Source organism: Kitasatospora sp. NPDC057936, from assembly GCF_042887525.1.
GTDB lineage: Bacteria > Actinomycetota > Actinomycetes > Streptomycetales > Streptomycetaceae > Kitasatospora.
Window position 1 is genome coordinate 1 of the sequence record NZ_JBHVPD010000010.1, and the last position, 25,533, is coordinate 25,533.

Sequence of the window (25,533 nt, forward strand, 5' to 3'; positions counted from 1 at the left end):
ACGCACTGTTGTCGATCACACCGCTCGACGCCGTCCACGGCGCCGCCGAACCCGTCTCGAAGCCCGCGTTGCCCAGCAACTGCGCCGGCGTGCAGGAGCCACCCGCGCCCAGGACCGACCAGTTGAAGCTCGTGGTCGCGGTCGCCCCGGTCGCGTCGGTGACCGTGACCGTCACGGGGAACTGCCCGATCGTGTTCACCGCGCCGGAGATCAGGCCGGTCGAGGAGTCGACCGACAGGCCGGTGGGCAGGCCCGTGGCGGAGTACGACAGCGGCGCGGTGCCGCCGGAGGCCTGGAGCTGGAGGCTCACCGAGCCGTTGACGGTGGTCGACTGGTCACCGGGGCTGCTCACCGACACGGAGCTGCCGCCGCCCGGCTTGGTGAGCAGGCAGCCGGCGACGTTCAGGTCGATGGCCCGGCCCGCGCCGAGGCAGGTGGTGAACCAGTAGGTCTCCTCGCCGTAGCTCTGACCCTTGGTGGCGGTGGTGCTGCCGTCGGCGGCGACCTCGCACGGGTTGTTGAGGGTGCACATCTGGCCGTCGTCGTTGCCGGTGTTGTTGATGCCGACGATCCGCCCGCTCGCGGAGTCGATGATGGGCGAGCCCGACGTGCCGTGGGTGGTGTTGCAGCCGGAGCTGTAGCGCAGCGAGTCGTGCCAGGTCCACTGGTCCTCGCGCAGGGTGGGCACGAACCCGTTGACCGAGCAGTTCCAGACCTGCTTCCAGTACGACGAGGGTATGTACATCGCCGCGCCGTTGACCGGGTGGCCGTCGTTGACGGTCAGCGCGGTGACGCCGTAGCGGCTCTTGATCGCGCCGTAGGTGTCGGTGAGTTCGTAGAGCGTGACGTCGGTGCCGGTCATCGTCGCGTACAGGACCTTGTCGGCCTGGACGGTGCCGAGGCTGTTCCCGGCGCCGTCGAGCAGGGTGCCGCTGCGACTGGCGGGGACGTTCTGGATGACCTGGCCGGCGCTCGGCATGGTGGGCAGGCAGTGGCCGTTGGTGAGCATGAGCGCCCGGTCGCCGTCGACGGAGGCGGGGTAGCGGACCAGCGAGGCCGAGCAGTCGTCGAGCGCGATGGTCGCCGTGAGGTCGGCCGCCTGGACGGCCTGTGCGGGGGCGGCGGCGAGTGTCAGCCCGCCGGCGATGACCGCACTCGCGCCGGCGACGGCGACAAGTCTCTTGAACATGGCTCTCCTTGTGGGGGATCGCGGGGTGCCCGACTGGTCGCCGAGGCCCGCGCCGCACGAAAGTGCCATGGCCACTTCAAGGGGTCAACAGTCCTGACCGAAAAAGGCCGGGGAACGCCGTCGAACGTCAAGGACGCTACGGTTGCGGGAAGTTGTTCTGGTCCACGTCCTCGGTCTTGGCGTTGCCGCCGACCACCGGCTTGAGGGTGACCGACCACGACGTGGCGGTGCGCCCGGTCTCGAAGGCCAGCGTGTCCTGGAACTTGGTGAACCGGCAGCTCCGGGTGAACGCCTTCGCGTCGTTGTCCCAGTCCACGCCGCCCGAGAAGTACACCTCGTACGTCCCGTCCCGGACGCCCTCGATGCTCGCGTTCGAGCCCTTGGCCACGTACACCGAGTTGACCGCCTTGCCGTCCAGGGCGAGCGTGACGACGGCGTCCGACGAGCCGCCGTTGTCGACCTTGAACACGCCCTCGCCGTTCAGCCGCCCCTTGCGGACCAGCGTGCCGTTGTCCAGCGTGCGGTTCTGCGCCGCCGGGAGCTGCGGGACGGCGAAGGTGGTCGGGTAGCCGGCCGTCGCCATCTTCGCGAGGGAGGCGGTGACGGCCTTCAGGCTCGCCGCCTGGCCCACCTCCGCGAGGCCGGCGCCGAGCCCGCACACGGTCTTGTGCTTGATGTCGCCCTGGATCTTCGCCATCTCGGTGCCGAGCTGGGTGAGGGCGGAGGCGAGGTCGCTCTGCGTGATCCCGACCTCGGGCGGCTGGTCGGCCGTGCGCAGCGTGAGGCTCGCGGCCTTGGCGCTGGTGGCGATCCCGGCGAGGTCGGTGTCGAGGTCGGCGAGGGTCGTGGCCGAGGTCACCTTGCCGAGCGCGGTGGTGACCGGGTCGACGGCTCCGGTGAGCACGGGCCCGTACGCGGGCCGGGTGGGCGTCGGCCGGGGCGTGGCGGTCGGCGCCGGCGGCGCGGCGGAACCACCGGACGGCTTCGGATCCGCGGCCGACTGCCCTCCCCCGCTGGAACAGGCCGCCAGCAGCAGCACCGATCCGACGGCCAGACCGGCCTTGGTGATGGACCTCATGAACCCCGCCCCCACGTGTCGTCCCCCGCACGCGCCGCGCACACTACGTGCACGTATCCCGCGGGACATCGTCCCGGAGCGCGCACAGCAAGGTCAACAGGGCGCACAAGGAGCGTACGGGCGCGCACGAGGGGCGCGTGGGGAGCCTGCGGCGGTCAACTACCATCGGGCCCGTGCTCAGTCTCACCGGCCTCCCCCTCCAGATCGTCGCGTCCGTGATCGCGATCGCCGTCTTCGCCGCCACCATGTGGCTGTGGCCGAGATTCGGCGGACGGACCTGGAGGTCCTGGCTCGGCCGGATCGGCGCCTTCCTCGCGACCCAGGTCTCGGTGCTGATCGCCATGGGCCTGGTCGCCAACAGCTACTTCGGCTTCTACAGCTCGTGGACCGACCTGCTCGGCACCAGCGGCAAGAACGGCACCGTGGTCGACCACACGCCCAACGCCTCCGGCGTGGCCGTGACCGGCGAGCAGAAGTTCTACTCGGCCCAGGGCTCGGACCCCGAGCGCTCCGGCCTGATCCAGAAGGTCGACGTCAAAGGAGCGGGCAGCGGCCTGACCAGCGAGGCCTACGTCTACCTGCCGCCGCAGTACTTCCAGCCGGACTACGCCAAGCAGCGCTTCCCGATGGCCCTGGTGCTCACCGGCTACCCGGGCACCCCGGAGAAGCTGATCTCGCTCATGCAGTACCCGGCGTCCACCCTCGACGCGATCACCCAGAAGAAGCTGCCGCCGACCATCCTCGTGATGACCAGGCCCACGCTCGTCGGCAACCGGGACACCGAGTGCGTCGACGTGCCGAACGGCCCCCAGGTGGAGACCTTCTTCACCACCGACCTGCCCAAGGCCCTCGCCACCACCTACCGGATCGGCACCGCCCCGGACAACCGAGCCGTGATCGGCAACTCCACCGGCGGCTACTGCGCGCTCAAGTTCGCCCTGCGCAAGCCCGACTCCTACCCCGCGGCGATCGCGCTCTCCGGCTACTACAGCGCGGCCCACGACGAGACCACCGGCGACCTGTTCGGCGGCAGCGACAAGCTGAAGCAGGAGAACGACCTCCTGTGGCGGCTGAAGAACCAGCCGCCCGCCCCGGTCTCGCTGCTGCTGACGACCGCCAACGACGAGAACAACTACGGCGAGACCCAGGCCATGGTCGGCGCCTTCAAGGCCCCGACCAAGATGTCCACGATCACCCTGGACACCGCCGGCCACAACTTCCACACCTGGACCCGCGAGATCCCCCCGGCCCTGGAGTGGCTCGGCAAGCACCTGGTCATGCCCCAGCCCGCCTGAGCGTGCGGCGAGCCGTCCCGTCGGGCCGCCAAGAACGGCCGAACCGGGCGTGAAACCCTAGATCACACCCGGCTCACAGTCCCGTCTCACGCTTCTCTCAGGCGCGCCACGCACGGTATGGCGCATGACCACGACCAGCTACACCCAGCCGGCCGGTGAACCGTGGCCCGAGGCCGCGGACTTCCCGCCGCCGGAGGTGCCCCAGCCGGCCCCCGCACCGGTCCCGGCACCGCTCTTCCCCGAGCAGTCCCTGCCGCCGGCCGGACCCAAGGGCCCGGCCTCCTGGTCGGGCCGACTGCGTACCCTCCCCGCCCGCGCCTGGCGCGGCCGTGCCGACGACCCCCGCTGGGTGCGCCCGGCCCTGCTCGGCCTGATGGCCGCCACCGCCGTCCTCTACCTGTGGGACCTCAGCGCCTCCGGCTGGGCCAACGCCTTCTACTCCGCGGCCGTCCAGGCGGGCAGCCAGAGCTGGAAGGCGTTCTTCTTCGGCTCCTCCGACGCCTCGAACTTCATCACGGTCGACAAGCCCCCGGCGTCGCTGTGGCCGATGGCGCTGTCCGCGCGGATCTTCGGCCTCTCGTCGTGGTCGCTCCTCGCCCCGCAGGCGCTCATGGGCGCCGCCACCGTCGGCGTCCTGTACGCGGCGGTGCGCCGCCGCTTCTCCCCGCTCGGCGGCCTGCTCGCCGGCGCCGCGTTCGCCCTCACCCCGGTGGCGGCGCTGATGTTCCGCTTCAACAACCCGGACGCGCTGCTCGTCCTGCTGCTCACCGTCGGCGCGTACGGGCTTATCCGCGCGATCGAGACGGCGAGCACCCGGTGGCTGCTGTTCACCGGCGCCGTGTTCGGCTTCGCGTTCCTCACCAAGACCCTGGCGGCGTTCCTGATCCTGCCCGCCTTCGCGGTGATCTACCTCGTCGTGGCGCCCACCGGCCTGTGGCGGCGGGTGCGCCAGACGCTGCTCGCGGGCGTCGCGCTGGCCGTCGCCGGCGGCTGGTGGGTCGCGGTCGTCGAACTGCTGCCCGCCTCCGCCCGCCCGTACGTCGGCGGCTCGCAGGACAACAGCTTCCTGTCGCTCACCTTCGGCTACAACGGCCTCGGCCGGGTCGACGGCAACGAGCGCGGCAGCGTGGGCGGCGGCGGCCGCCTCCCGGCCGGGCTCGACCTGCCGGCCGGCGCCGCGCAGGGGATGAAGAACCGCGGCTGGGGCCAGACCGGCATCACCCGCCTGTTCGGCAGCGACATCGGCGGCCAGATCGCCTGGCTCCTGCCGGCCGCGCTGATCCTGCTGCTGGTCGCGCTCTGGGCGACCCGCCGCTACGCCCGCACCGACACCGCCCGCGCGGCGTTCCTGGTCTGGGGCGGGTGGCTGGTCTCCACCGCGCTGATCTTCAGCTTCATGTCCGGGATCTTCCACCAGTACTACACCGTGGCGCTCGCCCCGGCCGTCGCCGCACTGGTCGGCATGGGCGTGGACGGGCTGTGGCGGGCGCGCCACCGCCTGCCGTACGCGCTGGTCCTCGCGGGCACCCTCGCGACGACGGCGGTGTGGGCGTTCGTCCTGCTCGGCCGCAGCTCGGGCTTCCTGCCGTGGCTGCGCTGGGCGGTCCTGGCCGCCGGGCTCGCGGCGGCGGCCGCGCTGGTGGCCGGGCAGTTCGCGGGGCGGACCTCCGGGCGGACCGGGGCGCGGATCGCCTCGGTGGCCGGCCTCGTGGGCCTCGCGGCGGCGCTCGGCGGCCCGGCGGCGTACGCGGTGGACACCGTCGGCACGGCGCACAACGGCTCGATCATCACGGCCGGGCCGTCCGTCAAGGGCGCGTTCGGGCCGGGCTCGTTCGGCAAGGGCGGCCGGGGCGGCAAGGGCGCCACGGGCAACGGCCGGGGCTTCGGCGGCCAGTTCCCCGGCGGGCAGGGCTTCCCCGGCGGCCAGGGCGGTCAGGGCGGTCAGGGCGGCTTCCCCGGCGGCCGGGCCCCGCACGGCCAGAACGGCGGCGGCTTCCCGGGCGGCTTCGGCGGCGGCCAGGGCGGCTTCCCCGGTGCCGGCAACGGCTCCGGCAACGGCTCCGGCAACGGCAGCGCCGACGGCGGTCGCCACGAGCGCGGCAACGGCACCGGCACCGGCACCGGCACCCCGGGCATGCCCGGCGCGGCGGACCCCGAGGGCGCGGGCGGCTTCGGCGGCCCCGGCGGCACGGGCGGCGGCATGGGCGGCCTGCTCGGCGGCACCAAGGTCGGCGACGAGGCCGCGGCCCTCCTCAAGCAGGACGCCGGCCACTACACCTGGGCCGCCGCGACCACCGGCTCCCAGAACGCCGCGAGCTACCAGCTCGCCACCGGCAAGCCGGTGATGGCCCTCGGCGGCTTCAACGGCACCGACCCGTCGCTGAGCCTGGCCGACTTCCAGAAGTACGTCCAGGAAGGCAGGATCCACTGGTTCATCGGCGGCGGCTCGCACCGCGGCTTCGGCGGCGGCGGTGCCGGCGACGACAGCGGGCAGCAGAACGAGAGTGCCCAGATCGAGGCGTGGGTGACCGGCCACTTCACCGCGAAGACGGTCGGCGGCGCCACGTTCTACGACCTCACGGCGGCCCCGTCCTCCTGAGCCGGACGAACCCCGAGGGGCGCACCGCGAACCACGCGGTGCGCCCCTCGGCGCGTCGACGGCCGGCCGTCAGTCCGTCGCGCAGTGCGTGCCCGCCTCCGGCAGCCGCCCGTCCACCAGGTACGAGGTGACCGCGCCGCGCACGCAGCCGCTCTTGTCGTACGCGGTGTGCCCGTCGCCCTCGCGCGTCAGCAGCACGCCGTGCTCGAAGCCCGCCGCCATCCGCTGCGCCCACGGGTAGGGCGTGACCGGGTCGCCGGTGGAGCCGACGACGAGGACCGGGGCGCTGCCCGGCGCCCGCACCGTGTGCGGCTGCTCGGTCGAACGGTAGGGCCAGGGGCGGCAGTCGGGGTCGAGCAGGGTGGCCCGGGTGTCGTGCGAGCCGGTCAGCGGGGCCCGGGCGGAGAGGTCGGCGAGCGCCTCGCGCAGGTCCGCGTCGGTGGGCGCCAGCGGGGCGTCGGCGCAGTGGATCGCGGCGTACGCGTCGGCGGGCGTCTCGAAGTGGCCGTCCTCGTCGCGGCCGGTGTTGGCGTCGGCGAGCTTGAGCAGTTCGTCGCCGTCGGCGCGGGTGATCGCGGGTTCGATGGCCGCGCGCAGCCGCTCCCACGAACGGTGCCCGTCGTAGAGGACGTTGAGGACGCCGTTCCAGCCGAGGGTCGCGGTGACCGGCCGCCCGCCGGAGGTGCTCAGCGGGTGCTTCTTGAGGCCGTCGAGGAACGTGGCGAGCCGCTTGGGGGCGGTGTCCGGGTCGGTGCCGAGCGGGCAGAAGTCCTCGGCCGAGGCGCAGTCGGCGGCGAACGCGGTGAACTCGGTCTCGGTGGCGGCGGCCTGCTCGCCGTTCATGTGCAGGAGGTCGGTGCTGCGCTCGACGGCGCCGTCGAGGACGAGCCGGCCGGTGCGCTCGGGGAACTCCTCGGCGTACAGGGCGCCGAGGTAGGTGCCGTAGGAGAGGCCGAGGAAGTCGAGCTTGCGGTCGCCGAGGGCGCTGCGCAGCACGTCCATGTCGCGGGCGCTGTTGCGGGTGCCGACGAACGGGAGCACCTTGGCGTACTTGGCCCCGCAGGCGTCGGCGAGCACCTGGCCGTGGTGGTAGGACGGGTCGTCGGTGCTGGTCCACTCGTCGCGGGTGCGGTCGTCGAGGCAGGTGACGGGGATCGTGCGCCCGGCGCCGCGCGGGTCGAAGCCGACCAGGTCGAAGTGGTCGTGCAGCGGGGTGTCGAAGCTCCGCCAGCCCCACTGGACCTGGGAGACGCCGGAGTTGCCGGGGCCGCCGGGGTTGAGCACGAGCGAACCGAGGCGGTGGGCCGGGTCGGCGGCGGGCACGCGGGCGAGGGCGACGTCGATGGTCTCGCCCCCGGGGTCGGCGTAGTCGAGCGGCACCTTGAGGACGGCGCACTGCACGACCGTCTCCTCGGGGTCGCCGTTGCCGTCGTCGCTGCAGGGCGCCCACGCGATCCGCTGGTCGTAGAGGGCGCGCAGGGCCGGGGAGGCGGTGTCGGAGACCCGTTCGGCGATCGGCGCGCGGGGGGCGGTGCCCGCTGCGCCGCCCGGGGCGACGGAGCCGGTGCAGCCCGCGGGCAGCGCGACGGCGAGGGCGGCGGCGAGGGCCGGCAGGGCGCGCCGCGGGTACCGGGGGATCATCGAGTCCACCGCCCACGAATACCACCTGGCCGGTGCTCCGGTCACGCCGGGGACCTGCGGGGACGGCGGGATCGGGCGTTCACCGGGCGGAGCACTGTTCGAGCATGGTCTTCTTGTCGGCTTCGGTGACCGGGAGTTGGTACTTGAGCGACACCTGGGCGAAGCGCACCGCGTACGCGCAGCGGATCTCGGTGTCGGCCGGCAGCCACGCGGCCGGGCCGGAGTCGCCCTTGGAGGCGTTCTGGGAGCCGTCGGCGGGGATCAGGTTGAGCGGGTCGTTGGCGATCCGGATGCGCTTGGCCCTGTCCCACGTGGCGGCGCCCATCTGCCAGTCGTAGGAGAGCGGCATCACGTGGTCGATCTGGATCTTCGTGGCCTGCTGCTTGGTCCACCGGACGGTCGTGCCGGTGTACGGGTCGAGGATGGTCATCGCGGTGACGACGCAGTCCGAGCCGTCCTTGCGCTCGACGGCGGTGCCGTCGCGGGCGAGCAGGTCGTTGCGGGTGTCGCAGTTGTTGCGCCCGAGCGGGACGCCCTCGACGTTGTCGGTCCAGGCGGGCCCGAACTCGCTCCGGTCGTAGCCGTCCCGCGGGCCGGGGGCGGCGGTGGCGACCTTCGCGATGAGGTCGCGGCCGGCCTTGCGGTCCTGCGGCGAACTCAGCGGCGCGAGACCGGGCTTGGTGCCGTCGGGGTTCTCCAGCGGACTGGTGCCCGCGCCCCCGGCCCGGACGTGCGGAGTGCCGTCGCGCCCGCCGACGAGCCACCCGGCCAGCGCGAGCACGCATATGAGGAACACGGTGGCGGCGGACAGCGCGGTGCGGCGGGCGGGCACGGAGGACTCCCGGGGTGAGGGGCGGTCTGACGGCGCACCAGCAGATCAGCCACCCCAAGAGCGGGTCAAGGCGACGCCACGCGAACCCCAAGGAGCATGTCGAAGATCACAATTGCCGAACGGCGCGCCCTATCCGCCGATCGCGGACATCGGGCGCTCCGGCCGGACGAAGCCCTCGGAGTTGATGGCGTGTCCGGGGCCCTTGCGGCCGATGGTGGCGCGCCAGGCCGCCTCCACCGCGTCGTCGTCGGCGCCGCCGCGCAGGAGGGCGCGCAGGTCGGACTCCTCGGTCGCGAACAGGCAGTTGCGCAGCTGCCCGTCCGCGGTGAGGCGGACCCGGTCGCAGCCGCCGCAGAACGGGCGGGTGACGGAGGCGATCACGCCGATCACGGTGTCGGTGCCGGCGATGCGCCACTCCTCGGCGGGGGCGTTGCCGTGCCGGCCGACCGGGACGAGGTCCCAGCGGGCGCCGAGGACGGCGAGGATCTCGTCGGCGGTGACCATCGTCGAACGGTCCCAGGCGCCCTGCGCGTCCAGCGGCATCGACTCGATGAACCGCATCCGGTAGCCGTGCTCGGCCGCGAACTCGGCGAGCGGCACGATCTCGTCGTCGTTGACGCCGCGCACCGGCACGGCGTTGACCTTCACCGGCGCGAGGCCCGCGGCCTGCGCCGCGGCCAGGCCCGCGAACACGTCGGCGATCCGGTCCCGGCGGGTGATCGCCGCGTAGCGCTCGGGCCGCAGGGTGTCCAGGCTGACGTTCACCCGGTGCAGCCCGGCCTCGCGCAGCGCGGCGGCGGTGCGGGCGAGCCCGATGCCGTTGGTCGTCAGCGACACCTCGGGGCCGAGCGCGGTGATCCGCCCGACCAGGTCCGGCAGGCCGCGGCGCAGCAGCGGCTCGCCGCCGGTAAGCCGGACCGACGTGATCCCGAGCCGCCGGACGGCGATCCGCACCAGCCGCAGCACCTCGTCGTCGCCGAGCACCTCGGCCTTGGGCAGCCAGTCGAGACCCTCGGCCGGCATGCAGTACGTGCAGCGCAGGTTGCAGCGGTCGGTGAGCGAGACCCGCAGGTCGGTGTGGACCCGGCCGAAGCGGTCCAGCAGCGGGCGCGGTGCGGTGTTCATCTGCCAAGTACAGGGGCCGCGGGGGCGCACCGCCAGCGGCCGAACCGCCGGGGACCGGCCACGACCTGCGGCTTCGCCTTGTGGATTCGTACAACTGTGGGTTCCCACGATGCACGGCGGCGCCCCGGGCGGGCAGGCTGGGCCCATGCAGACCACTCCCGGGCCCCCCGCGCCGGTCGCCGCGCTCGTGCTCGCCGCCGGCGGCGGGCGCCGGCTCGGCGGGCGGCCCAAGGCGCTGATCCGCTACGACGGCCGGCCGCTGGTCGAACATGCGGTGGCCGTCGTACGGGCCGGCGGCTGCACGGACGTGACGGTGGTGCTGGGCGCCGAGCGCGAGAAGGTCCGCGCCACCGCCCACCTGCCGGGCTGCCGTCTGGTCGCCAACCCGGACTGGGCGGGCGGCATGGGCTCCTCGCTGCGGGCCGGCCTGGCCGCGCTCGCCCCGGGCGCGTCCGCGGTGCTGGTGATGCTCGTCGACACCCCGGGCGTCACCCCGGCCGCGGTGGCCCGCCTGCTGGCCGCGCACCGGGCGGGCGCCGACCTCGCCGCGGCGGCCTACGGCGGGCGGCGCGGGCACCCGGTGCTGATCGGCGCCCGGCACTTCGCGGAGGCCGCCCGGGGCGCGACGGGCGACGCGGGAGCCCGCGCGCTCCTGACGGCGCACGCGGACGCGATCACGCTCGTCGAGTGCGCCGACATCGCCGTCCCGGACGACCTCGACACCCCGGCCGACCTGGCCCGCTGGTCCGCCGGGTGACCATCCGCCCGGCGCACACCACCGGCCCGCGCCGCCCCACCGCACGCTCCGCACACCGACCGGCCGCACACCCCTGATCTCTCCCTGAGGATTGCCCCATTCCGCGTCCATCGGCCCCGGTTTCAGGGAGCATGGGAGGCGTCCTCCCACCCGACTCGAACGGACGGAGCCCGAGATGGCCGGACTGCCCGACGACTTCACCGGACACGACCCCGCTCGCCACGGGCCGGGGGCGGGCGGTGGCGGCCGGGCGATCCGCTGCCCGGCCTGCCGCCGCGAACACCTCTACGAACCGCCCTCGCTGCCCTGTCCCTGCGGCGCCTCCCTGAAGGTGCCGCTGCTGCGCGGCGGTGTGCCCGTGCAGGTGCGCTTCCGCTCCTGGGAGGACTCCTGGCTGAGCATGCGCTGTCCGCACTGCGGGCGCTCCGACCAGTGGCCGCAGCCCGAGTTCACCTGCAACTGCGGCGCCACCGTCCGCCTGCCGGTGGACCGCACCACCCGCCTGGGCGGCGGCACCGCCGCCCCGCTCGGCGGCACCGGGCCGCAGCCCGCCCGCCCGTACCCGGCGCACCCGATGAACGCCCCGGTGCCCGCCCCGCCCGGCGGCAGCGGCGGCCAGGCCAAGCCCTTCCGCCACCGCGCGCCCTTCCGCCCGCACCCGGTGCGCACCTCCCAGGACGCCGTGTTCACCGCCGCCCGCTACCTGGAGTGGCTCGGCTTCGACGACCTGGAGCTGACGGAGGCCCAGGAGCGCGACGGCGTCACCCTGCTGGGCAGCCGGATGGTCGCCCAGGTCGACACCTGGACCGAGCCCGCCGACGTCAAGTCGGTGGAGTGCCTGTGGCTGCAGACCCTGCACGCCGAGGAGATGGCCGCCGCGATGTTCACCCTCGCGGGCTACTCCCACCAGGCCACCGTCCGCGGCGAACAACTGCTGGTCGCCCTGTTCAGCCTGGACCTCGCCGGCGTCCCGCAGCCCGCCAACGGCGCCGCCGAGGCGCTGATGGAGACCGGCTGGACCTCCTGACCCCGCCCGCCCCACTGGATCGATTCCTCCGCGGACGCAACAACCTGCGCTCGTGATCTGGTGCACAAGCTCACCCGCGTGTTGAATTGCCGCCACAGCGCGGACCCCGTCCTGTCGCCGAACTCCCCTCGCCCGCAAGGTGAGCAGGAGCCCGGCGCCAGGACCTGCGGGGTGCCGTGCCGATGCTGGATGGCGCACACAAGGAGGTGGCGTTGTCGGAGCACGGATGGGGCCCGAGCGGCCCGGACGGGCGGGGGCGGGCGGCACCGGAGGAGCCGGGGGACGCCGTGTGGCGGCTACGGTCCCGGGGGTGCTGGCAGGAGGCCGCCGACGTGCTGCGACCGGCCGCCGAGCACGATCCGGCGGTCGCCCTCGGGCGCGCCGAACTCCTCATCGAGCGCTGCCTGTTCACCGCGGCGCACTGGACGCAGGCGGAGCAGGCGCTGCGCCTGGCCGAGGCCGGCGTCACCACCACCGAGCAGCGCGCGGCCGCCGCCTGCGCCCGCGGCTTCCTGGCGTACCTCGCCAGCGTGCTCGGCCCCCGCGACCGGCTCGACGAGGCGCAGGCCGCGTTCGGCCGCACCTCGGCACTGCTCCCGCCGGACGCCCCAGGGCGCCCGCTGCTGGACTTCCGCCGCGGCCTGGTCGCGGAGAACCTCCTGCGGGACCGCGGTGCCGCCTGGATCGCCTACCGCAGGGCGCACGACGGCGCCGGCGAGCGCGGCGACGAGCTGCTGCGCTCCTACACCTGGCGCCACCTCGCCGCACTGGCGCTCGCGCGCGGGGACCACGGCCACGCCCGCGAGGGCTTCGACGCCTCGCTGCGCCTGCGCGAGCAACTCGGCTTCACCGTGGGCGTCGCACCGGCGCTCGCGGCGCTCGCCGAGGTGTCCGAACCGGCCGAGGCGGCCCGGCTGCGCGCCGAGGCCACCCGGCTCGTCCACGCCCTGGGAGGCGTGCCCGTGTGGCTCGCGCGCCAGCTGGGCGCGGGCCGCGCTCCGGCGCCTCCCCCGGACGGACGCATCGGACGGGAGACCAGGGGCAGCATCAGCTAAGGTGAGCCTAACCTGGCTGGGGAGAGCAGCGCCCCGGCCAGGTTCGCCTTGCCGCTCCCGGGCACCGCCATGCCCCGGCCCGGCGCGGGCGCGCGCCGGGGCTCCGCCCAGCGGTCCGGCGGGCCCCGCCGTGCCACCCGCCGGCGGGCCCGGACGACCCGATGGGGCCCGCCCATGACCGCGACCAGCGCCACCGCGAGCAGCACCCGGCCCGGCCCCGCGCCGCGCGCCCCGCACACCACCACGGCCGGCCCCCACCCCGACGCCTCCGATCCCGCCGACCCCGACCCCGCCGACCCCTGCGCCGCCGCCTACCGCCGGCTCGCCGTCCTCTCCCCCGTCCTGCGCGTGCACTGCGCCCCGCCCCGGCGCGGCCACGGCTGGATCCCCGCCGCCGACCTCGCCGACCGCCCCGGGGCCGTCCGCGACCTGATCGCCCACGACGCCCGCCAGGGCCTCGCCCGCTACGGGCAGCCGCTGCGCCCGGACGTCGCCGCCGGCTTCGCCCTGCACCGCTTCGTCTGGCCCGCCTCCCTGCTGTTCACCGCGCCGTGGTTCCTGGAGCGGCGCGTCCCGCTGCTCACCCCCGCCGACGTCTCGCTGCGCCGCCGCACCGGCGAGGTGACGGTCCGCCCGGGCGCCTTCGCCTGCCTGCCCGAGGACCCGGCCGCCGAGCTGCCGCAGGCCCGTCCGGTGCCGGGCGGGGCCGCGCTGGCCGCCGAACTCCGGCGGGCGGTGGGCGGGTTCCTCGCGCCGGTGCTGGCCGCGTTCCGCCCCGAGGTGCGGCGCGGGCCGCGCGTGCTGTGGGCGATGGCCACCGACGCTGCGGTCGAGGGGCTCTGGCACGTCGCCGGACTGCTCGGCGAGGAGGAGCGGGCGCGGACCGAGCTGACCGCCCTGCTGGACCCGGCCGCCCCGGCGTGCACGCCCGGCGCGGCCACCACCTCCGCCCCGGGCCCGTCCCCCTTCACCCCGGGCGCCGGTTTCGGCCCGCGGGGCGGCGGCCCCGGCGGTCCTTCGGGTACCGACCGGGCGCGCGCCAGCTGCTGTCTCGTCTACACCGCCGAGCCCGCGGCGATGTGCGGCGGCTGCCCGCGCGTCACGCGGAATTGACGAAAGGACGTGCGAGCGGGAATCCGGAAAGCCCGGAATTCCGGCAATCGTCCGCCGCACATTGATACGAAAATGCGATTGAGTCGGGGTCAGAAATCCCTCTACTCAGCGCATTGACGGCGAATCGGCCATTCCTTCGGCACGCATCCGTCATGATGGTCCCCGCCATCACGACGCAGGAACGCGACGCAGGAAAGCGAGGCTGGTCCCGGCGATGAAATTGTCCGACATACCGCTCGGCTGGGCCGTCACCGGAGGCGTAGGGCTGCTGGTCAGCGCACTCCTCCTGGCCCTGGCCCGGAGCCGGGGATCCGCCGCCGCGGGCGCGGACACCTGGGAGCGAACCGAGGAACGGCGCCGCCGCAAGGAATCCCTGTACGGGGGTGCCTCCTACACGCTGCTGTTCTGCTGCGCCGCCGTCGCCGCCGCGCTCTCCTTCCACGGCCTGGTCGGCTTCGGGGTGCAGAACCTGAACCTCTCCGGCGGCTGGGAGTACCTGGTGCCGTTCGGGCTCGACGGCGCGGCGATGTTCTGCTCCGTGCTCGCCGTCCGCGAGGCCAGCCACGGCGACGCCGCCCTCGGCTCGCGCCTGCTGGTGTGGCTGTTCGCCGGCGCCTCCGCCTGGTTCAACTGGGTGCACGCCCCGCGCGGCTTCGGCCACGCCGGCGCCCCGCAGTTCTTCTCCGGGATGTCGCTCTCGGCGGCCATCCTGTTCGACCGGGCGCTCAAGCAGACCCGCCGGGCCGCCCTGCGCGAGCAGGGGCTCGTCCCGCGGCCGCTGCCGCAGATCCGCATCGTGCGCTGGCTGCGCGCGCCGCGCGAGACGTACGCGGCCTGGTCGCTGATGCTCCTGGAGGGCGTGCGCAGCCTCGACGAGGCGGTGGACGAGGTCCGCGAGGAGAAGCGGGAGCGGGTGGCGGAGAAGGAGCGCCGCAAGCTCGCCGGGCGCCGGGAGCGCGCCGAGATCCGGGCCATCAGCCGCAGCAACGGCGCCTGGCGCGGCGGACGCGGCGGCGCCCGGCAGTTGGAGTCCGCCGGCTCGGAGCCCGCCATAGCCGGCGGGCCCGGGGCGGAGCGCTCCGCCGGCCCCCGCGGGGTCGAGGCCGCGGCCGGGGGCACCGTGGTGCCGCCCGGCCTCCCGGCCCGCCCCGAGCTGCGCACCATCGACCTCACCGCTGACGAGGACACCGTGACGCTGCCCCGGCTGGACTCGCTGGAGCAGAAGCTCAAGGACCTGGAGCAGCAGTTCGGCTAGTGCCGCGGCACGGGCGCGCTCCTACGCGGCAGCGGCTCCTACGCGGCCGCGGCGCCGCCGCTGAGTTCGAACCACATGCGCTTGCCGGAGCCGCGCGGCTCGACGCCCCAGGCGTCCGCGAGCGCCTCCACGAGCATCAGGCCGCGTCCGGAGGAGGCCTGTTCGCCCGGTGTCCGGCGGGTCGGCCACAGGTCCGACTCGTCCTCCACCTCGACCCGCAGCCGGGCCCGGCCGCCGTCGGAGGCCGCCTCCCGGTAGAGGCGGGCGGTGAACATGGCGTCCCGGTCGGTGTGCCGGATGGCGTTGGTGACCAGCTCGGAGGAGAGCAGTTCGGCGGTGTCGATGAACTCGGCGACGCCCCAGCGGCGCAGCGCGTCGCGCAGTTCCGCCCGCACCTCGGCGATGCGGGCGAGGTCGGCCTGGCCGATCCGGCGGCGCAGCTGCTGGGCGGCCAGGCCGCCGGCCGGCCCGTCCCAGCGCAGGAGGAGCAGCGCTATGTCGTCCTCGCGCTCGCTGGAGTCGGCGGCCTGGGAGGCGATCCGGTCGGCCAGGTCCTCCAGCGGGTCGCGGGCGGCCTCCTCGGCGGGCGGGAGCGGCTCGGCGAGCGCCCTGGTGAGCCGGGCGACGCCCTCGTCCAGGTCCATGCCGCGGGACTCCACCAGGCCGTCGGTGCACAGCAGCACCGTCTCGCCCGGGTCGAGGCTGAAGCGGGTGACCCGGTACTCCTGGTCGGGGTCGATGCCCAGCGGCAGGCCGCCGGCCACCGGCACGGTGGCCGCGGTGCCGTCCGAGCGGCGCACCACCGGGTCGAGGTGGCCGGCCCGCACCGCGTAGACGACGCCGTAGTCCACGTTGACCTCGGCGTAGGTGCAGGTCGCGAAGTGGTCGGTGTCCAGGTCGGCGAGGAAGCGGGAGGCGCGGGCCATCACGGCGGCCGGCGGGTGCCCCTCGGCCGCGTAGGCGCGCAGCGCGATCCGCAGCTGGCCCATGATCCCGGCGGCGTGCACGTCGTGGCCCTGGACATCGCCGATCACCAGGCCCACGTGCCCGCCGGGCAGCGGCACCACGTCGTACCAGTCGCCGCCGATCTGCAGCCCGGAGCCGGCCGCCAGGTAGCGCACGGCCGTGGTGACGCCCGGTACGGACGGCACCGTGCGCGGCAGCATCACCCGCTGGAGGCCGGCCGCCAGCTCGTGCTCGGCGTCGTGCAGCCGGGCCCGGGCCAGCGACTGGGCGACCAGGCCGCCCAGCGTCGTCAGCAGGGTCCGCTCGTCGGCGTCCAGCTCGCGCTCGTCGTCGAAGCTGACCACGCACACGCCGATCGCCCGGCCGCTGGCCACCAGCGGCAGGTAGGCCCAGGAGCCGCGGCCGTTGCGGCTGGTCGGCTCCCACACGTCGGGGTAGGAGTCGCGGTACTCGTCGCGGGAGGAGACGAACACCGGCGCGCGGTGGCGCAGCGCCTCGGCGGCGGGGTGGCCGGCCGGCAGCAGCGTGCGGTCCCAGATGGCGAGCGCGCCGGGCCGGTAGCCGGAGGCGCCGAGGATCCGGGCCCGCCCGGCCTCGAAGGCGGCCAGCACCAGGCCGTCGGGCGGCAGCCCGGGCAGCGGCAGCTCGGTGAAGACCCGGGCGACGTCCCGGACGGTGACCGCCTCGGACAGCGCGCGGGCGGCCTCCTTGATGAAGCGGGAGCGCTCCTCGCGCAGCAGCGCGAGCCGGTCGGCGCGGTCGCGCTTGTGCAGTTCGACGGTGGCGTCCCAGACGAAGCCGACCATCCGGGAGGCGCGCCCGAAGGCGTCTGCGAGCACCCGGCCGCGGAAGCGCACGGCGCGCATGGTGCCGTTCGGCCCGACCGTGCGGTAGTAGGCGCCGCACTGGCCGAGCTCGGCGACCGCGCGCTCGACCCGGCGGCGCACCACGGGCGCGTCCTCGGGGTGCAGCAGGGCGAGGAAGGAGGCGGCGGTGCGGTCGAACGCACCCTGGCCGACCTCGTCCAGGCCGATGATCGCGCAGGCCCGCGGGTCGCCCTCCAGCACGTCGCGGCGGATGTCCCAGTCGAAGGAGCCGATGCCGTTGGCGGCCATCGCGGGCTCCAGCCAGTCCGGCATGGCGTCGCCGGCGGCGGACGGCAGCCCGCCGGGGAGCATCGGCGCCAGGCGGCCGACGGCCCCGGGGGCGGTGCGCAGCGGGCGCCGGCGCACGGCCTGGGCGGGCGGCTTCGCCCGGCCGGTGCCCGTGGTCGTGGGACCGGGTGAGCCGACCGGCGGGTCGGCCGTGGACGCGCCGGGAGGAAGCGCCGGCCCCGGCGACTCGGGCTCAGTGGGCATGCTGCTCCTGCCGCTGCCGTGACGGACCCGCCGACCGTCCGGCCGGACCGCGTGGCGATGTGGTGGGTGGTGCTGGATCGGACGGTGCCGGCCTGCGGCGGTCAGTCGAGGTACCGTCTCCCCGCTGCTCTCCGCACGTGGTCACACATTCCCACCATCCTGGCCAATGTTCGGCCCAGCGGCAATGGCAACGGGCCGGAAATCTTCTGTTCCGCCTTCTGTTCAGGGCGTCCTTCGACGACGAATGAACCGCATCCGAACTATTCTGCGGGCGGGTCGCGCGCTCCGGCGATTTCCGCGGCGCACCGGCGCGGCACCGGCCGCGGCACCGGCTTCGGATCCGACCGTAGGCCCGGCCGCGGGTCCGGTCAGGGCGTCGCGAGCTCGAACCAGGTGACCTTGCCGTCGCCGCGCAGCTGGACGCCCCACGCGTCCGCGAGCGCCTCGACCAGCATGAGCCCGCGGCCCGAGGTCGCGTACTCGGCGTCCGGGTCGCGCCGGCGGCCGGGCAGCCGGGTCGCGCCGTCCTGCACCTCGATCCGCAGCCGGTGGTCGGTGCCGAGCACCGCGTCGAACACCGCGCCCTTGCCGGTGTGCAGCAGCGCGTTGGTCACCAGCTCGGAGGAGAGGAGCTCAGCGGTGTCGGAGAGCTCCGGCACCCCCCAGTGGCTCAGTGCGGTGCGCAGCCGGTGCCGGACCGAGCCGACGGCGACCAGGTCGGCCGGGTCGAGCGTCAGATGGAGCCGGCGGTGCAGCGCGCAGCCGGGGGCGGTGGCACCCGGCAGGGCGGTCCCCGTCGTGCCGCCCGGAGCCTGGACCGGCCCGGACCGGTAGGCGTCGCCCGAACTCGTCCGCTGCCGCGGGAATCGCGACTGACCGTCCATCACCACTTGCCCCCGCCCTCGCATCCGGGCCCCCGGGCAGGATCCCCCGCCCGCCGGGTGGCCCTCCTCGTTCCGACCACCATCCTCATGCCCAGCTGACGGCGTTTGCAACAGTGTGCGTCCGATCACGTGGGGTGAAAGGGGCACGGGGAGGTTCGCGTGATCCAACTGCCCGCGCCGGACGGGTTTGCGAAGCGCAGAGCCCGCATTCGAGCCCTCCCCTCGCCGATCCCGCGCACACCCGGCGCGCGGAACCGTGCCCTCCCCGCGCCGTGCGCCGGCCCGTCCCGCCGTCGAGCCCCCTCCCCCGCGCGCCCCGCTCACCCCGCCCGCCGCCCCGGCGCGCCGAACCGGCGCGGAGCCGCAACGCTGGACAGAGCGGCCCGGGCCGGGTTCAATGGCCCGAGAAGTTTGAACGACGTTCTAAACACCCCTGAGCGCCCCGAACGTCCGAGCACCCCCCGAGCCGACCCCCCCCCCACCTGCCCGAGGGGCCCGACGAGCCGCGAGCGAGGAACCGTGCGACTGACCCCCACCGAGCGGGACCGGCTGCTGATCTTCACAGCAGCCGAACTGGCCCGCGCCCGCCGCGCCCGGGGCGTGCGCCTCAACATCCCCGAGGCCACCGCCCTGATCGCGGACACCGTCTGCGAGGCCGCCCGCGACGGCCGGCGCCTGGCCGAGGCCATCGAGGCCGGACGCGGCGTCCTGACCGCCGACGACGTCCTGCCCGGCGTCCCCGACGTCGTCACCGTCGTCCAGGTCGAGGCCGTGTTCGACGACGGCACCCGCCTGGCCGTCGTCAACGACCCCTTCAAGGGCGCCGGCTCGCTCGGCGACGAGGCCCCCGGCGGCGCGCTCGCCGGCGACGGCGCCGGCTACGACCCGGTCGAGGAGACGCTCCTGCTCCCCGTCCACAACACCTCCGAGGTGCCGATCTCGGTCACCTCCCACTTCCACTTCTTCGAGGCCAACCCGCGCCTGGCCTTCGACCGCGCCGCCGCCTACGGCACCCACCTCGCCGTCCCGGCCGGCTCCTCCGTGCGCTTCGACCCCGGCGCCACAGTCGAGGTCGGCCTGGTGCCGATCGGCGGCGAACGCGTCGCCATCGGGTTCGCGGGCCTCGTCGACGGCCCCCTGGACGCCCCCGGCGCCAAGGAGGCCGCCCTGGCCAAGGCCCGCGCCACCGGCTACCTGACCGGCTTCGACGACTCGGAGGTGCCCTCGTGAGCTCGATCACCCCGCACGACTACATCTCCGTCCACGGCCCCCGCGCCGGGGACCGCGTCCGGCTCGGCGACAGCGGCCTCATCGTCCGCGTCGAGTCCGACTCCCAGGCCCCCGGCGAGGAGTTCCTGGCCGGCTTCGGCAAGACCGCCCGCGACGGCCTGCACCTCAAGGCCGCCGCCGTCCGCGACACCTGCGACGTCGTCATCAGCAACGTCCTCGTCATCGACGCGATCCAGGGCGTGCGCAAGACGTCCATCGGCCTCGTCGACGGCCGGATCGCCGCCATCGGCCGCGCCGGCAACCCCGACACCCTCGACGGCGTGGACGTCGTCGTCGGCACCGGCACGACGATCGTCTCCGGCGAGGGCCTCATCGCCACCGCCGGCGCCATCGACACCCACGTCCACCTGCTCTCGCCGCGGATCATGGAGGCCTCGCTCGCCTCCGGCGTCACCACCATCATCGGCCAGGAGTTCGGCCCCGTCTGGGGCGTCGGCGTCAACTCCCCCTGGGCGCTGCGCCACGCCTTCAACGCCTTCGACGCCTGGCCGGTCAACATCGGCTTCCTCGGTCGCGGTTCGTCCTCCGACCCGGCCCCGCTGATCGAGGCCCTCGCCGAGGGCGGCGCCTCCGGCTTCAAGGTGCACGAGGACATGGGCGCCCACACCCGCGCCCTCGACACCGCGCTGCGCGTCGCCGACGAGTACGACGTCCAAGTGGCCCTGCACACCGACGGGTTGAACGAGTGCCTGTCCGTCGAGGACACCATCAAGGTACTGGAGGGCCGCACGATCCACGCCTTCCACATCGAGGGCTGCGGCGGCGGACACGTCCCCAACGTCCTCAAGATGGCCGGCGTCCCCAACGTCATCGGCTCCTCCACCAACCCCACCCTGCCGTTCGGCCGCGACGCCCTCGGCGAGCACTTCGGCATGATCGTCTCCGCGCACGACCTCAAGGTCGACCTGCCCGGCGACGCCGCCATGGCCCGCGACCGCATCCGCGCCGGCACCATGGGCGCCGAGGACGTCCTGCACGACCTCGGCGTCATCGGCATCACCTCCTCCGACGCCCAGGGCATGGGCCGCGCCGGCGAGACCGTCCGGCGCACCTTCGCCATGGCCGGCAAGATGAAGGCCGAACTCGGCCCCCTCGACGGTGGGTACGGGACCACCGAGGGCGGCGACGACAACGAGCGCGTCCTGCGCTACATCGCCAAGCTCACCATCAACCCCGCCATCGCCCACGGGCTCTCCCACGAGGTGGGCTCGATCGAGGTCGGCAAACTCGCCGACATCGTCCTGTGGCGCCCCGACCACTTCGGCGCCAAACCGCAGCTCGTCCTCAAGGCCGGATTCCCCGCCTACGGCGTCGTCGGCGACCCCAACGCCTCCACCGACCGCTGCGAACCCCTGGTCCTCGGACCGCAGTTCGGCGCCCACGGCGCCACCGCCGCCGACATCTCGGTCGCCTTCGTCGCCCAGGCCGCCGCCGACGGCGCCTACCTCGACCGCCCCGCCGACGGCCTGCCCACCCGCCGCCGCCGCGTCGGCGTCCGCGGCACCCGCGGCATCGGGCCCCGCGACATGGTGCGCAACGCCCGCCTCGGCCACGTCGAGGTCACCGAGACCGGACTGGTCTCGCTCGACGGCTCGCCGCTGCGCTCCGAACCGGCCGACAGCGTCTCGCTCAGCCGCCTCTACTTCCTCTGACCTCCTCCCCCAAGGACCCCCTGATGACCACCCCCACGCCCGCCTCCCTCGGCTACCGGATGCCCGCCGAATGGCACCCGCACGACCGCACCTGGATGGCCTTCCCGACCACCAACCCCACCTTCGACACCCCGGAGAACCTGCACGCCGGACGCGAGGCCTGGGCCGCGGTCGCCAACACCATCGTCCGGTACGAGCCGGTGACCCTCATCGTCAACACCGGGGAGAGCGCCGAGGCCAGGAAGTACGTCTCCGAGCAGGTCGAGATCGTCGAACGCCCCCTGGACGACGCCTGGATGCGCGACATCGGCCCGTCCTTCCTGATCGACGGCAAGGGCTCGCTCGCCGCCGCCGACTGGATCTTCAACGGCTGGGGCGCCCAGTCCTGGGCCCGCTGGGACAAGGACCAGCACATCGCCGAGCACATCGGCGAGCTGACCGGCGTCCGGCGCTTCGTCTCCCGCCTGATCAACGAGGGCGGCGGCATCCACGTCGACGGCGAGGGCACCGTGCTCGTCACCGAGACCGTCCAACTCGGCGAGGGCCGCAACAGCGACTGGACCAAGGAGCAGGTCGAGGCCGAACTGCACGCCTTCCTCGGCACCACCAAGGCCGTCTGGCTGCCGCGCGGACTCACCCGCGACTACGACGAGTTCGGCACCCGCGGCCACATCGACATCGTCGCCTCCTTCGTGCGCCCCGGCGTCGTCGTCGCCCACGTCCAGCCGGACCCGGCCCACCCCGACCACGCCGTCTGCCAGGAGCTCGTCGCCATCCTGCGCGCCTCCACCGACGCGCAGGGCCGCCAGCTGGAGGTCGTCGAACTGCCCGCCCCCACCGTGCTGTTCGACGAGGACGGCGAGCCGGTCGACTACTCCTACATCAACCACTACGTGGCCAACGGCGCCGTCATCCTGTGCGGCTTCGACGACCCGCGCGACCAGGAGGCCGCCGACATCCTCGGCGAGGCCTACCCCGGCCGCACCGTCGAACTCGTCGACGCCCGCGGGATCTTCGCCAACGGCGGCGGCATCCACTGCATCACCCAGCAGCAGCCCCAGGCCTGACGGGACGCCACCGGAGCGGGGGACGCACGCCCCGCTCCGGTAGCGTTCGGTCCCGCTGCGAACCACGACCTCCGCTGCGCACCGAGGGAGAGCACGACACATGGCGGACGCCCGCCCGCGCCGGCCGGCGCGCCCCCGCGAGGAGGTCTTCGCCACCGCCCGCGCCGCGATCGCCGAACACGGGCTCGCCAAACTCACCATGGCCGGGCTCGGCAAGCAGCTCCAGATGAGCGCCGGGCACCTGCTCTACTACTTCGGCAGCAAGGACCAGCTGCTGCTGGAGACCCTCCGCTGGAGCGAGGACCAGCTCGGTGCCCGCCGCCGCGAGGCCCTCGCCGACCACGCCCGCGACCCGTGGCAGCGCCTCGACGCCTACCTGCGGCTCTACCTCCCCGAGGGACCCGGCGACCCGCGCTGGATCCTGTGGATCGAGGTGTGGGGCCGCTCCCCCGCCAGCGCCGAACTCCGCCAGGGCCAGCAGGACATCGAGGCGCCGTGGCAGTCCGACCTGGCGGGCCTCATCGACGAGGGCACCGCCGCCGGCCACTTCACCCCCGGCCCGACCGCCGACCGCGCCACCCGGATCCGCGCGCTGCTCGACGGGCTCGCCGTCCCCGTCGCCCTCGGCCTCCCCGGCAGCCGCACCGACGAGGCCCTCGCCCACGCCACGGCGGTGGCGCGGATCCTGCTGCGGGCGTGACGTGAGGCGGGGGACCGCTTCCTACTCCGTCCAGACGGCGGCGGCCGTCCGGTCGTCCGCGTAGCCCTTCGCCCGGACCTGCACCTGGCGCAGGAAGTCGACCGTGCCCGGCGGGTGCGGGTGGGCCCAGTGCGAGGACAGGAAGTGGGCGACGGCCGGCTCGTCGGCGATCGGGTCCGCCAGGCCCGGCGTGCAGAGCAGCAGGATGTCGCCCGGAGTCGCCGGCACCAGCCGGAAGCGGAACGGCCGCGGCTCCGGCACCGGACCGTCCGCCGGCGCCGGCACGCCGTCCGGGTGGTGCAGCAGCCGGGCCGCGTAGGCGTCGATCCAGTGACCGGAACGCAGCAGGTACAGCCCGCCGGGGCCGACCCCGAACGCCGCCCGGTAGCCGGCCGCCGGGTCCAGCGACACCATCAGGCAGTGCAGCGACGCCGGGGACGGGCCGTCCTCCCCGCCCGGCGCCAGCGCCCGCAGCGGGGCCGCCGCGCCGGTGACCAGCCGCTGGAGGCCGTAGCGCAGCCGGTCGCGGGCGCCGGCGCGCAGGTCGGCGGCGAGACTGGCCCGGCTGCGGCCGATCGCGGCGGCCAGCTGGCGGCAGGCCTCGCCGGCCGCGGTGCCGACCGCCTCGGGCGGCACGTCCTCGTCGGCCGTCGAACCGCCGTCGTCGAACCCGTTGCGGTCGAAGCCGCCGAGCACGGCGAGCAGCAGCCCGTCCGGGCCGTCGCCGAACCGCGTCACCAGCAGCGCGTCGCGCCGCGGCTCGCCCCGGTACCGGGCGGAGTCGCCGCGCACGGACACGGCCCGCAGGACGGCCGGACCGTACTGGGCGCCCTCCAGGACGGTGTCCGCCACGACGGACCCCAGCGACCCCGGGTCCGCCTCCGGCACGGCCGTCGGCTCCGGCCCGTACGTCGGCGGGCGCTCCCCCACGTGCGGCACGGCGTCCGCGGCGGCGGCCAGCGGCGAGCGGGCGACGGGGCGGGGGGAGGGAGCGGGGGCGGGTTCGGGTTCGGCGGCGAGTTCGGGGGCGAGTTCGGGTTCGGGTTCCGCGGCGTGGACGACCTCCGGCTCCGGCTCGGGCGCGCGGACGGCCTCGGGCTCGGGGGCGGGGTCCGGTTCGGGGGCGCGGACGGCTTCCGCTTCCGGCGCGGGCGTGCGGGCCGGTTCCGGCTCGGGCGGAGAGGCGTGGACGGCCTCGGGCTCGGACTCTCGTTCCGGTTCCGGTTCCGCTTCCGGTTGCGGCTCCGGCGCGGGTGCCGGTGCCGGTGCCGGTGCCGCGTCGACGGTGGGCTCGGCTTCGGGCTCGGGCCCGGCTTCGGGCTCCGCGGCGGGCTCCGGCCGCACGTCCTCCGGTGCCGCTGCCGCCGCCTCGGGTGCGTCCGGCTTGTCGAGCGCGACGGGGCCCGTCCGGAAGTCCGGTGCCGGGAACTTGTGCGTCTCCGCCGACGGCGACGGCGGGGGCCACTCGACCGGCGTCGACACCGGGTCCGACACCGGGGCCGGGTCCGGCTGGCCGATCACGTCGAGCGCGGTGTCGAACCAGTCGTCGATGCTGTCCCGCGCGCCCACGGGCGCCTCCGCCGCGGCCCCGGCCGCCGCCTCCGCCTGCTCGCCGGTGCGCTGCGGCGCGATCAGGCCCGCCGCCGTGTCGAACCAGTCGTCGACGCTGCCCGCGCCCGGGTCCGCCCCGGGGGTGTCCGGGAGGGTGCCCGCCGGGCCGTCGTAGACGGCGTCCCACCACCCGTCGTCGGGCCGGTGGGGCTGTGCGGGTGCACCCTGTTTGCTCATCTGGCGGCTCCTGGTCGGTCCGTGGTCGCGCCGCCCCCGGCGGGGCCGGACTCGACGTCATTGTCTCCAAGTGCAACGACGCTGTCCGGGTTTCGGCGACAACCGGACACCGTCCGGAACGTTCCCGGCCACCCCGTCCGCCCCCGCGTTCAGCACCGTTCCGTCCCTGGTTGCCGGAAGTGTCCGGAGCGGGTGTTTCCGTGCCGTTCGGTGCCGTTGGGGGCCGAAAATGGGGCCGGAGGAGGGGCATCGCATCACTCGTTCGGCTGATTAAATGTGCCCATGACCGCGTCGGCCCCCAGCTCGCCCCGACCGGGGAGGGCCGCACCGGCGGGCCGCCCGGCGGGTGTGCTGTGGATCCTGCTGCTGGTCGGGCTGCTGACGGCACTGCCCTGCTCGGGCCGGGCGATGGCCGCCGACCAGGGCTCCCCGGCGCCGTCCACCGTGACGGCGGTCACCACCGTCTCCGGCGCCACGGAGGCCACCGCGGGCACGGCCACCGGCCGCACCGCCAAGCCCGCCGATCACCACCCGCACGTCGACGGACCGCGTCACTGGACCTGGTGCTCGGCCGACGGCCGTCCCCCGCAGCGGGACAACGGCTGCTCCAGCCACCCGTACTGCGGCCAGGACGCCCAGCTGCCCAACCCGCCGCCGCACCCGCAGCCGGTGGTGTCACCGCACGCACCGGCCCCCGAGGCGCTGCCCCGGGTCGCCCCCGCCGGACTGCTCGTCGGCCCGCACCCCGCACCCGATCTGCACGAACTCCAGGTGCACCGCTCCTGAGCGGAACCCGCCGTCCGCCACCGGACGGATCCGCCCTCCCCACTTCATCCGACCGCCGCCCCAGCCGGGCGCGCGG

At 74.9% G+C, this 25,533-nt stretch carries 20 protein-coding genes; 12 read left to right on the plus strand and 8 right to left on the minus strand.

The features are described from left to right. Positions 1 to 1,189 (minus strand): putative Ig domain-containing protein (locus tag ACFVU9_RS07910; RefSeq protein WP_387591104.1); only part of this gene is annotated, 1,189 nt, incomplete at its 3' end. Positions 1,190 to 1,325: 136 nt separating this feature from the next. Beyond that, positions 1,326 to 2,267, minus strand: coding sequence for a hypothetical protein (locus ACFVU9_RS07915; RefSeq protein WP_380508269.1), 942 nt, complete (start codon positions 2,265 to 2,267; stop codon positions 1,326 to 1,328). A 173-nt stretch (positions 2,268 to 2,440) separates the two neighbouring features. Here ACFVU9_RS07915 and ACFVU9_RS07920 point away from each other — a divergent pair, with 173 nt between their 5' ends. Further along, positions 2,441 to 3,562: an alpha/beta hydrolase gene (locus ACFVU9_RS07920; RefSeq protein WP_380499109.1), complete on the plus strand. Its 1,122-nt coding sequence runs from the start codon at positions 2,441 to 2,443 to the stop codon at positions 3,560 to 3,562. 124 nt (positions 3,563 to 3,686) lie between these two features. Beyond that, complete coding sequence (locus tag ACFVU9_RS07925) at positions 3,687 to 6,161, plus strand: ArnT family glycosyltransferase (protein ID WP_387591108.1); 2,475 nt, start codon at positions 3,687 to 3,689, stop codon at positions 6,159 to 6,161. 69 nt (positions 6,162 to 6,230) lie between these two features. Here the strand turns inward: ACFVU9_RS07925 and ACFVU9_RS07930 are convergent, their stop codons facing one another. From ACFVU9_RS07930 to moaA, 3 genes are all read right to left on the minus strand, one after another. Next, positions 6,231 to 7,802, minus strand: coding sequence for an alpha/beta hydrolase (locus ACFVU9_RS07930; protein ID WP_387591111.1), 1,572 nt, complete (start codon positions 7,800 to 7,802; stop codon positions 6,231 to 6,233). 79 nt (positions 7,803 to 7,881) lie between these two features. Next, complete coding sequence (locus ACFVU9_RS07935) at positions 7,882 to 8,634, minus strand: HNH endonuclease family protein (protein WP_387591114.1); 753 nt, start codon at positions 8,632 to 8,634, stop codon at positions 7,882 to 7,884. A gap of 129 nt (positions 8,635 to 8,763) precedes the next feature. Continuing rightward, complete coding sequence (gene moaA / locus ACFVU9_RS07940; protein ID WP_380443532.1) at positions 8,764 to 9,759, minus strand: GTP 3',8-cyclase MoaA; 996 nt, start codon at positions 9,757 to 9,759, stop codon at positions 8,764 to 8,766. A gap of 145 nt (positions 9,760 to 9,904) precedes the next feature. Here moaA and ACFVU9_RS07945 point away from each other — a divergent pair, with 145 nt between their 5' ends. The 5 genes from ACFVU9_RS07945 to ACFVU9_RS07965 all read left to right on the plus strand — a co-directional run bounded on the left by ACFVU9_RS07945 (position 9,905) and on the right by ACFVU9_RS07965 (position 14,966). Then, positions 9,905 to 10,516 (plus strand): NTP transferase domain-containing protein, encoded by a 612-nt coding sequence (locus tag ACFVU9_RS07945; RefSeq protein ID WP_380499105.1) that lies wholly within the window; start codon positions 9,905 to 9,907, stop codon positions 10,514 to 10,516. A 175-nt stretch (positions 10,517 to 10,691) separates the two neighbouring features. Continuing rightward, complete coding sequence (locus ACFVU9_RS07950; RefSeq protein ID WP_380443536.1) at positions 10,692 to 11,543, plus strand: hypothetical protein; 852 nt, start codon at positions 10,692 to 10,694, stop codon at positions 11,541 to 11,543. A 182-nt stretch (positions 11,544 to 11,725) separates the two neighbouring features. Continuing rightward, positions 11,726 to 12,598, plus strand: a complete 873-nt coding sequence (locus ACFVU9_RS07955; protein ID WP_380443538.1) for a hypothetical protein — start codon at positions 11,726 to 11,728, stop codon at positions 12,596 to 12,598. Positions 12,599 to 12,772: 174 nt separating this feature from the next. Continuing rightward, a complete protein-coding gene (locus tag ACFVU9_RS07960) occupies positions 12,773 to 13,711 on the plus strand; it encodes a (2Fe-2S)-binding protein (RefSeq protein ID WP_380501205.1) in 939 nt (312 codons plus the stop codon). Between the two features lie 214 nt (positions 13,712 to 13,925). Beyond that, the gene (locus ACFVU9_RS07965; RefSeq protein ID WP_380443542.1) at positions 13,926 to 14,966 is read left to right on the plus strand and encodes a DUF2637 domain-containing protein; all 1,041 of its coding nucleotides are present in this window, start codon (positions 13,926 to 13,928) and stop codon (positions 14,964 to 14,966) included. Between the two features lie 38 nt (positions 14,967 to 15,004). On the opposite strand, the gene ACFVU9_RS07970 is transcribed toward ACFVU9_RS07965, so the two are convergent. Both ACFVU9_RS07970 and ACFVU9_RS07975 read right to left on the minus strand, forming a co-directional pair. Beyond that, a complete protein-coding gene (locus ACFVU9_RS07970; protein ID WP_387591121.1) occupies positions 15,005 to 17,290 on the minus strand; it encodes a SpoIIE family protein phosphatase in 2,286 nt (761 codons plus the stop codon). A gap of 368 nt (positions 17,291 to 17,658) precedes the next feature. Beyond that, positions 17,659 to 18,174, minus strand: coding sequence for an ATP-binding protein (locus tag ACFVU9_RS07975; RefSeq protein WP_380443545.1), 516 nt, complete (start codon positions 18,172 to 18,174; stop codon positions 17,659 to 17,661). 519 nt (positions 18,175 to 18,693) lie between these two features. Here ACFVU9_RS07975 and ACFVU9_RS07980 point away from each other — a divergent pair. The 4 genes from ACFVU9_RS07980 to ACFVU9_RS07995 all read left to right on the plus strand — a co-directional run bounded on the left by ACFVU9_RS07980 (position 18,694) and on the right by ACFVU9_RS07995 (position 22,883). Beyond that, positions 18,694 to 19,404 carry an urease subunit gamma gene (locus tag ACFVU9_RS07980; protein ID WP_387591124.1) on the plus strand — a complete coding sequence of 237 codons (711 nt, stop codon included), beginning with the start codon at positions 18,694 to 18,696 and terminating at the stop codon, positions 19,402 to 19,404. After that, complete coding sequence (locus tag ACFVU9_RS07985) at positions 19,401 to 21,116, plus strand: urease subunit alpha (RefSeq protein WP_380499100.1); 1,716 nt, start codon at positions 19,401 to 19,403, stop codon at positions 21,114 to 21,116. The genes ACFVU9_RS07980 and ACFVU9_RS07985 overlap by 4 nt, the downstream gene beginning before the upstream one ends. A gap of 23 nt (positions 21,117 to 21,139) precedes the next feature. After that, positions 21,140 to 22,183 carry an agmatine/peptidylarginine deiminase gene (locus ACFVU9_RS07990; RefSeq protein WP_380443551.1) on the plus strand — a complete coding sequence of 348 codons (1,044 nt, stop codon included), beginning with the start codon at positions 21,140 to 21,142 and terminating at the stop codon, positions 22,181 to 22,183. 100 nt (positions 22,184 to 22,283) lie between these two features. Next, positions 22,284 to 22,883: a TetR family transcriptional regulator C-terminal domain-containing protein gene (locus ACFVU9_RS07995; RefSeq protein ID WP_387591128.1), complete on the plus strand. Its 600-nt coding sequence runs from the start codon at positions 22,284 to 22,286 to the stop codon at positions 22,881 to 22,883. 21 nt (positions 22,884 to 22,904) lie between these two features. Here the strand turns inward: ACFVU9_RS07995 and ACFVU9_RS08000 are convergent, their stop codons facing one another. Further along, entirely contained in the window at positions 22,905 to 24,671 is a 1,767-nt protein-coding gene (locus ACFVU9_RS08000; RefSeq protein ID WP_387591129.1) for a hypothetical protein, read from the minus strand. 282 nt (positions 24,672 to 24,953) lie between these two features. Between ACFVU9_RS08000 and ACFVU9_RS08005 the strand changes: the two genes are divergently transcribed. Next, positions 24,954 to 25,457, plus strand: coding sequence for a hypothetical protein (locus ACFVU9_RS08005; protein ID WP_387591132.1), 504 nt, complete (start codon positions 24,954 to 24,956; stop codon positions 25,455 to 25,457). Positions 25,458 to 25,533: the final 76 nt, after the last annotated feature.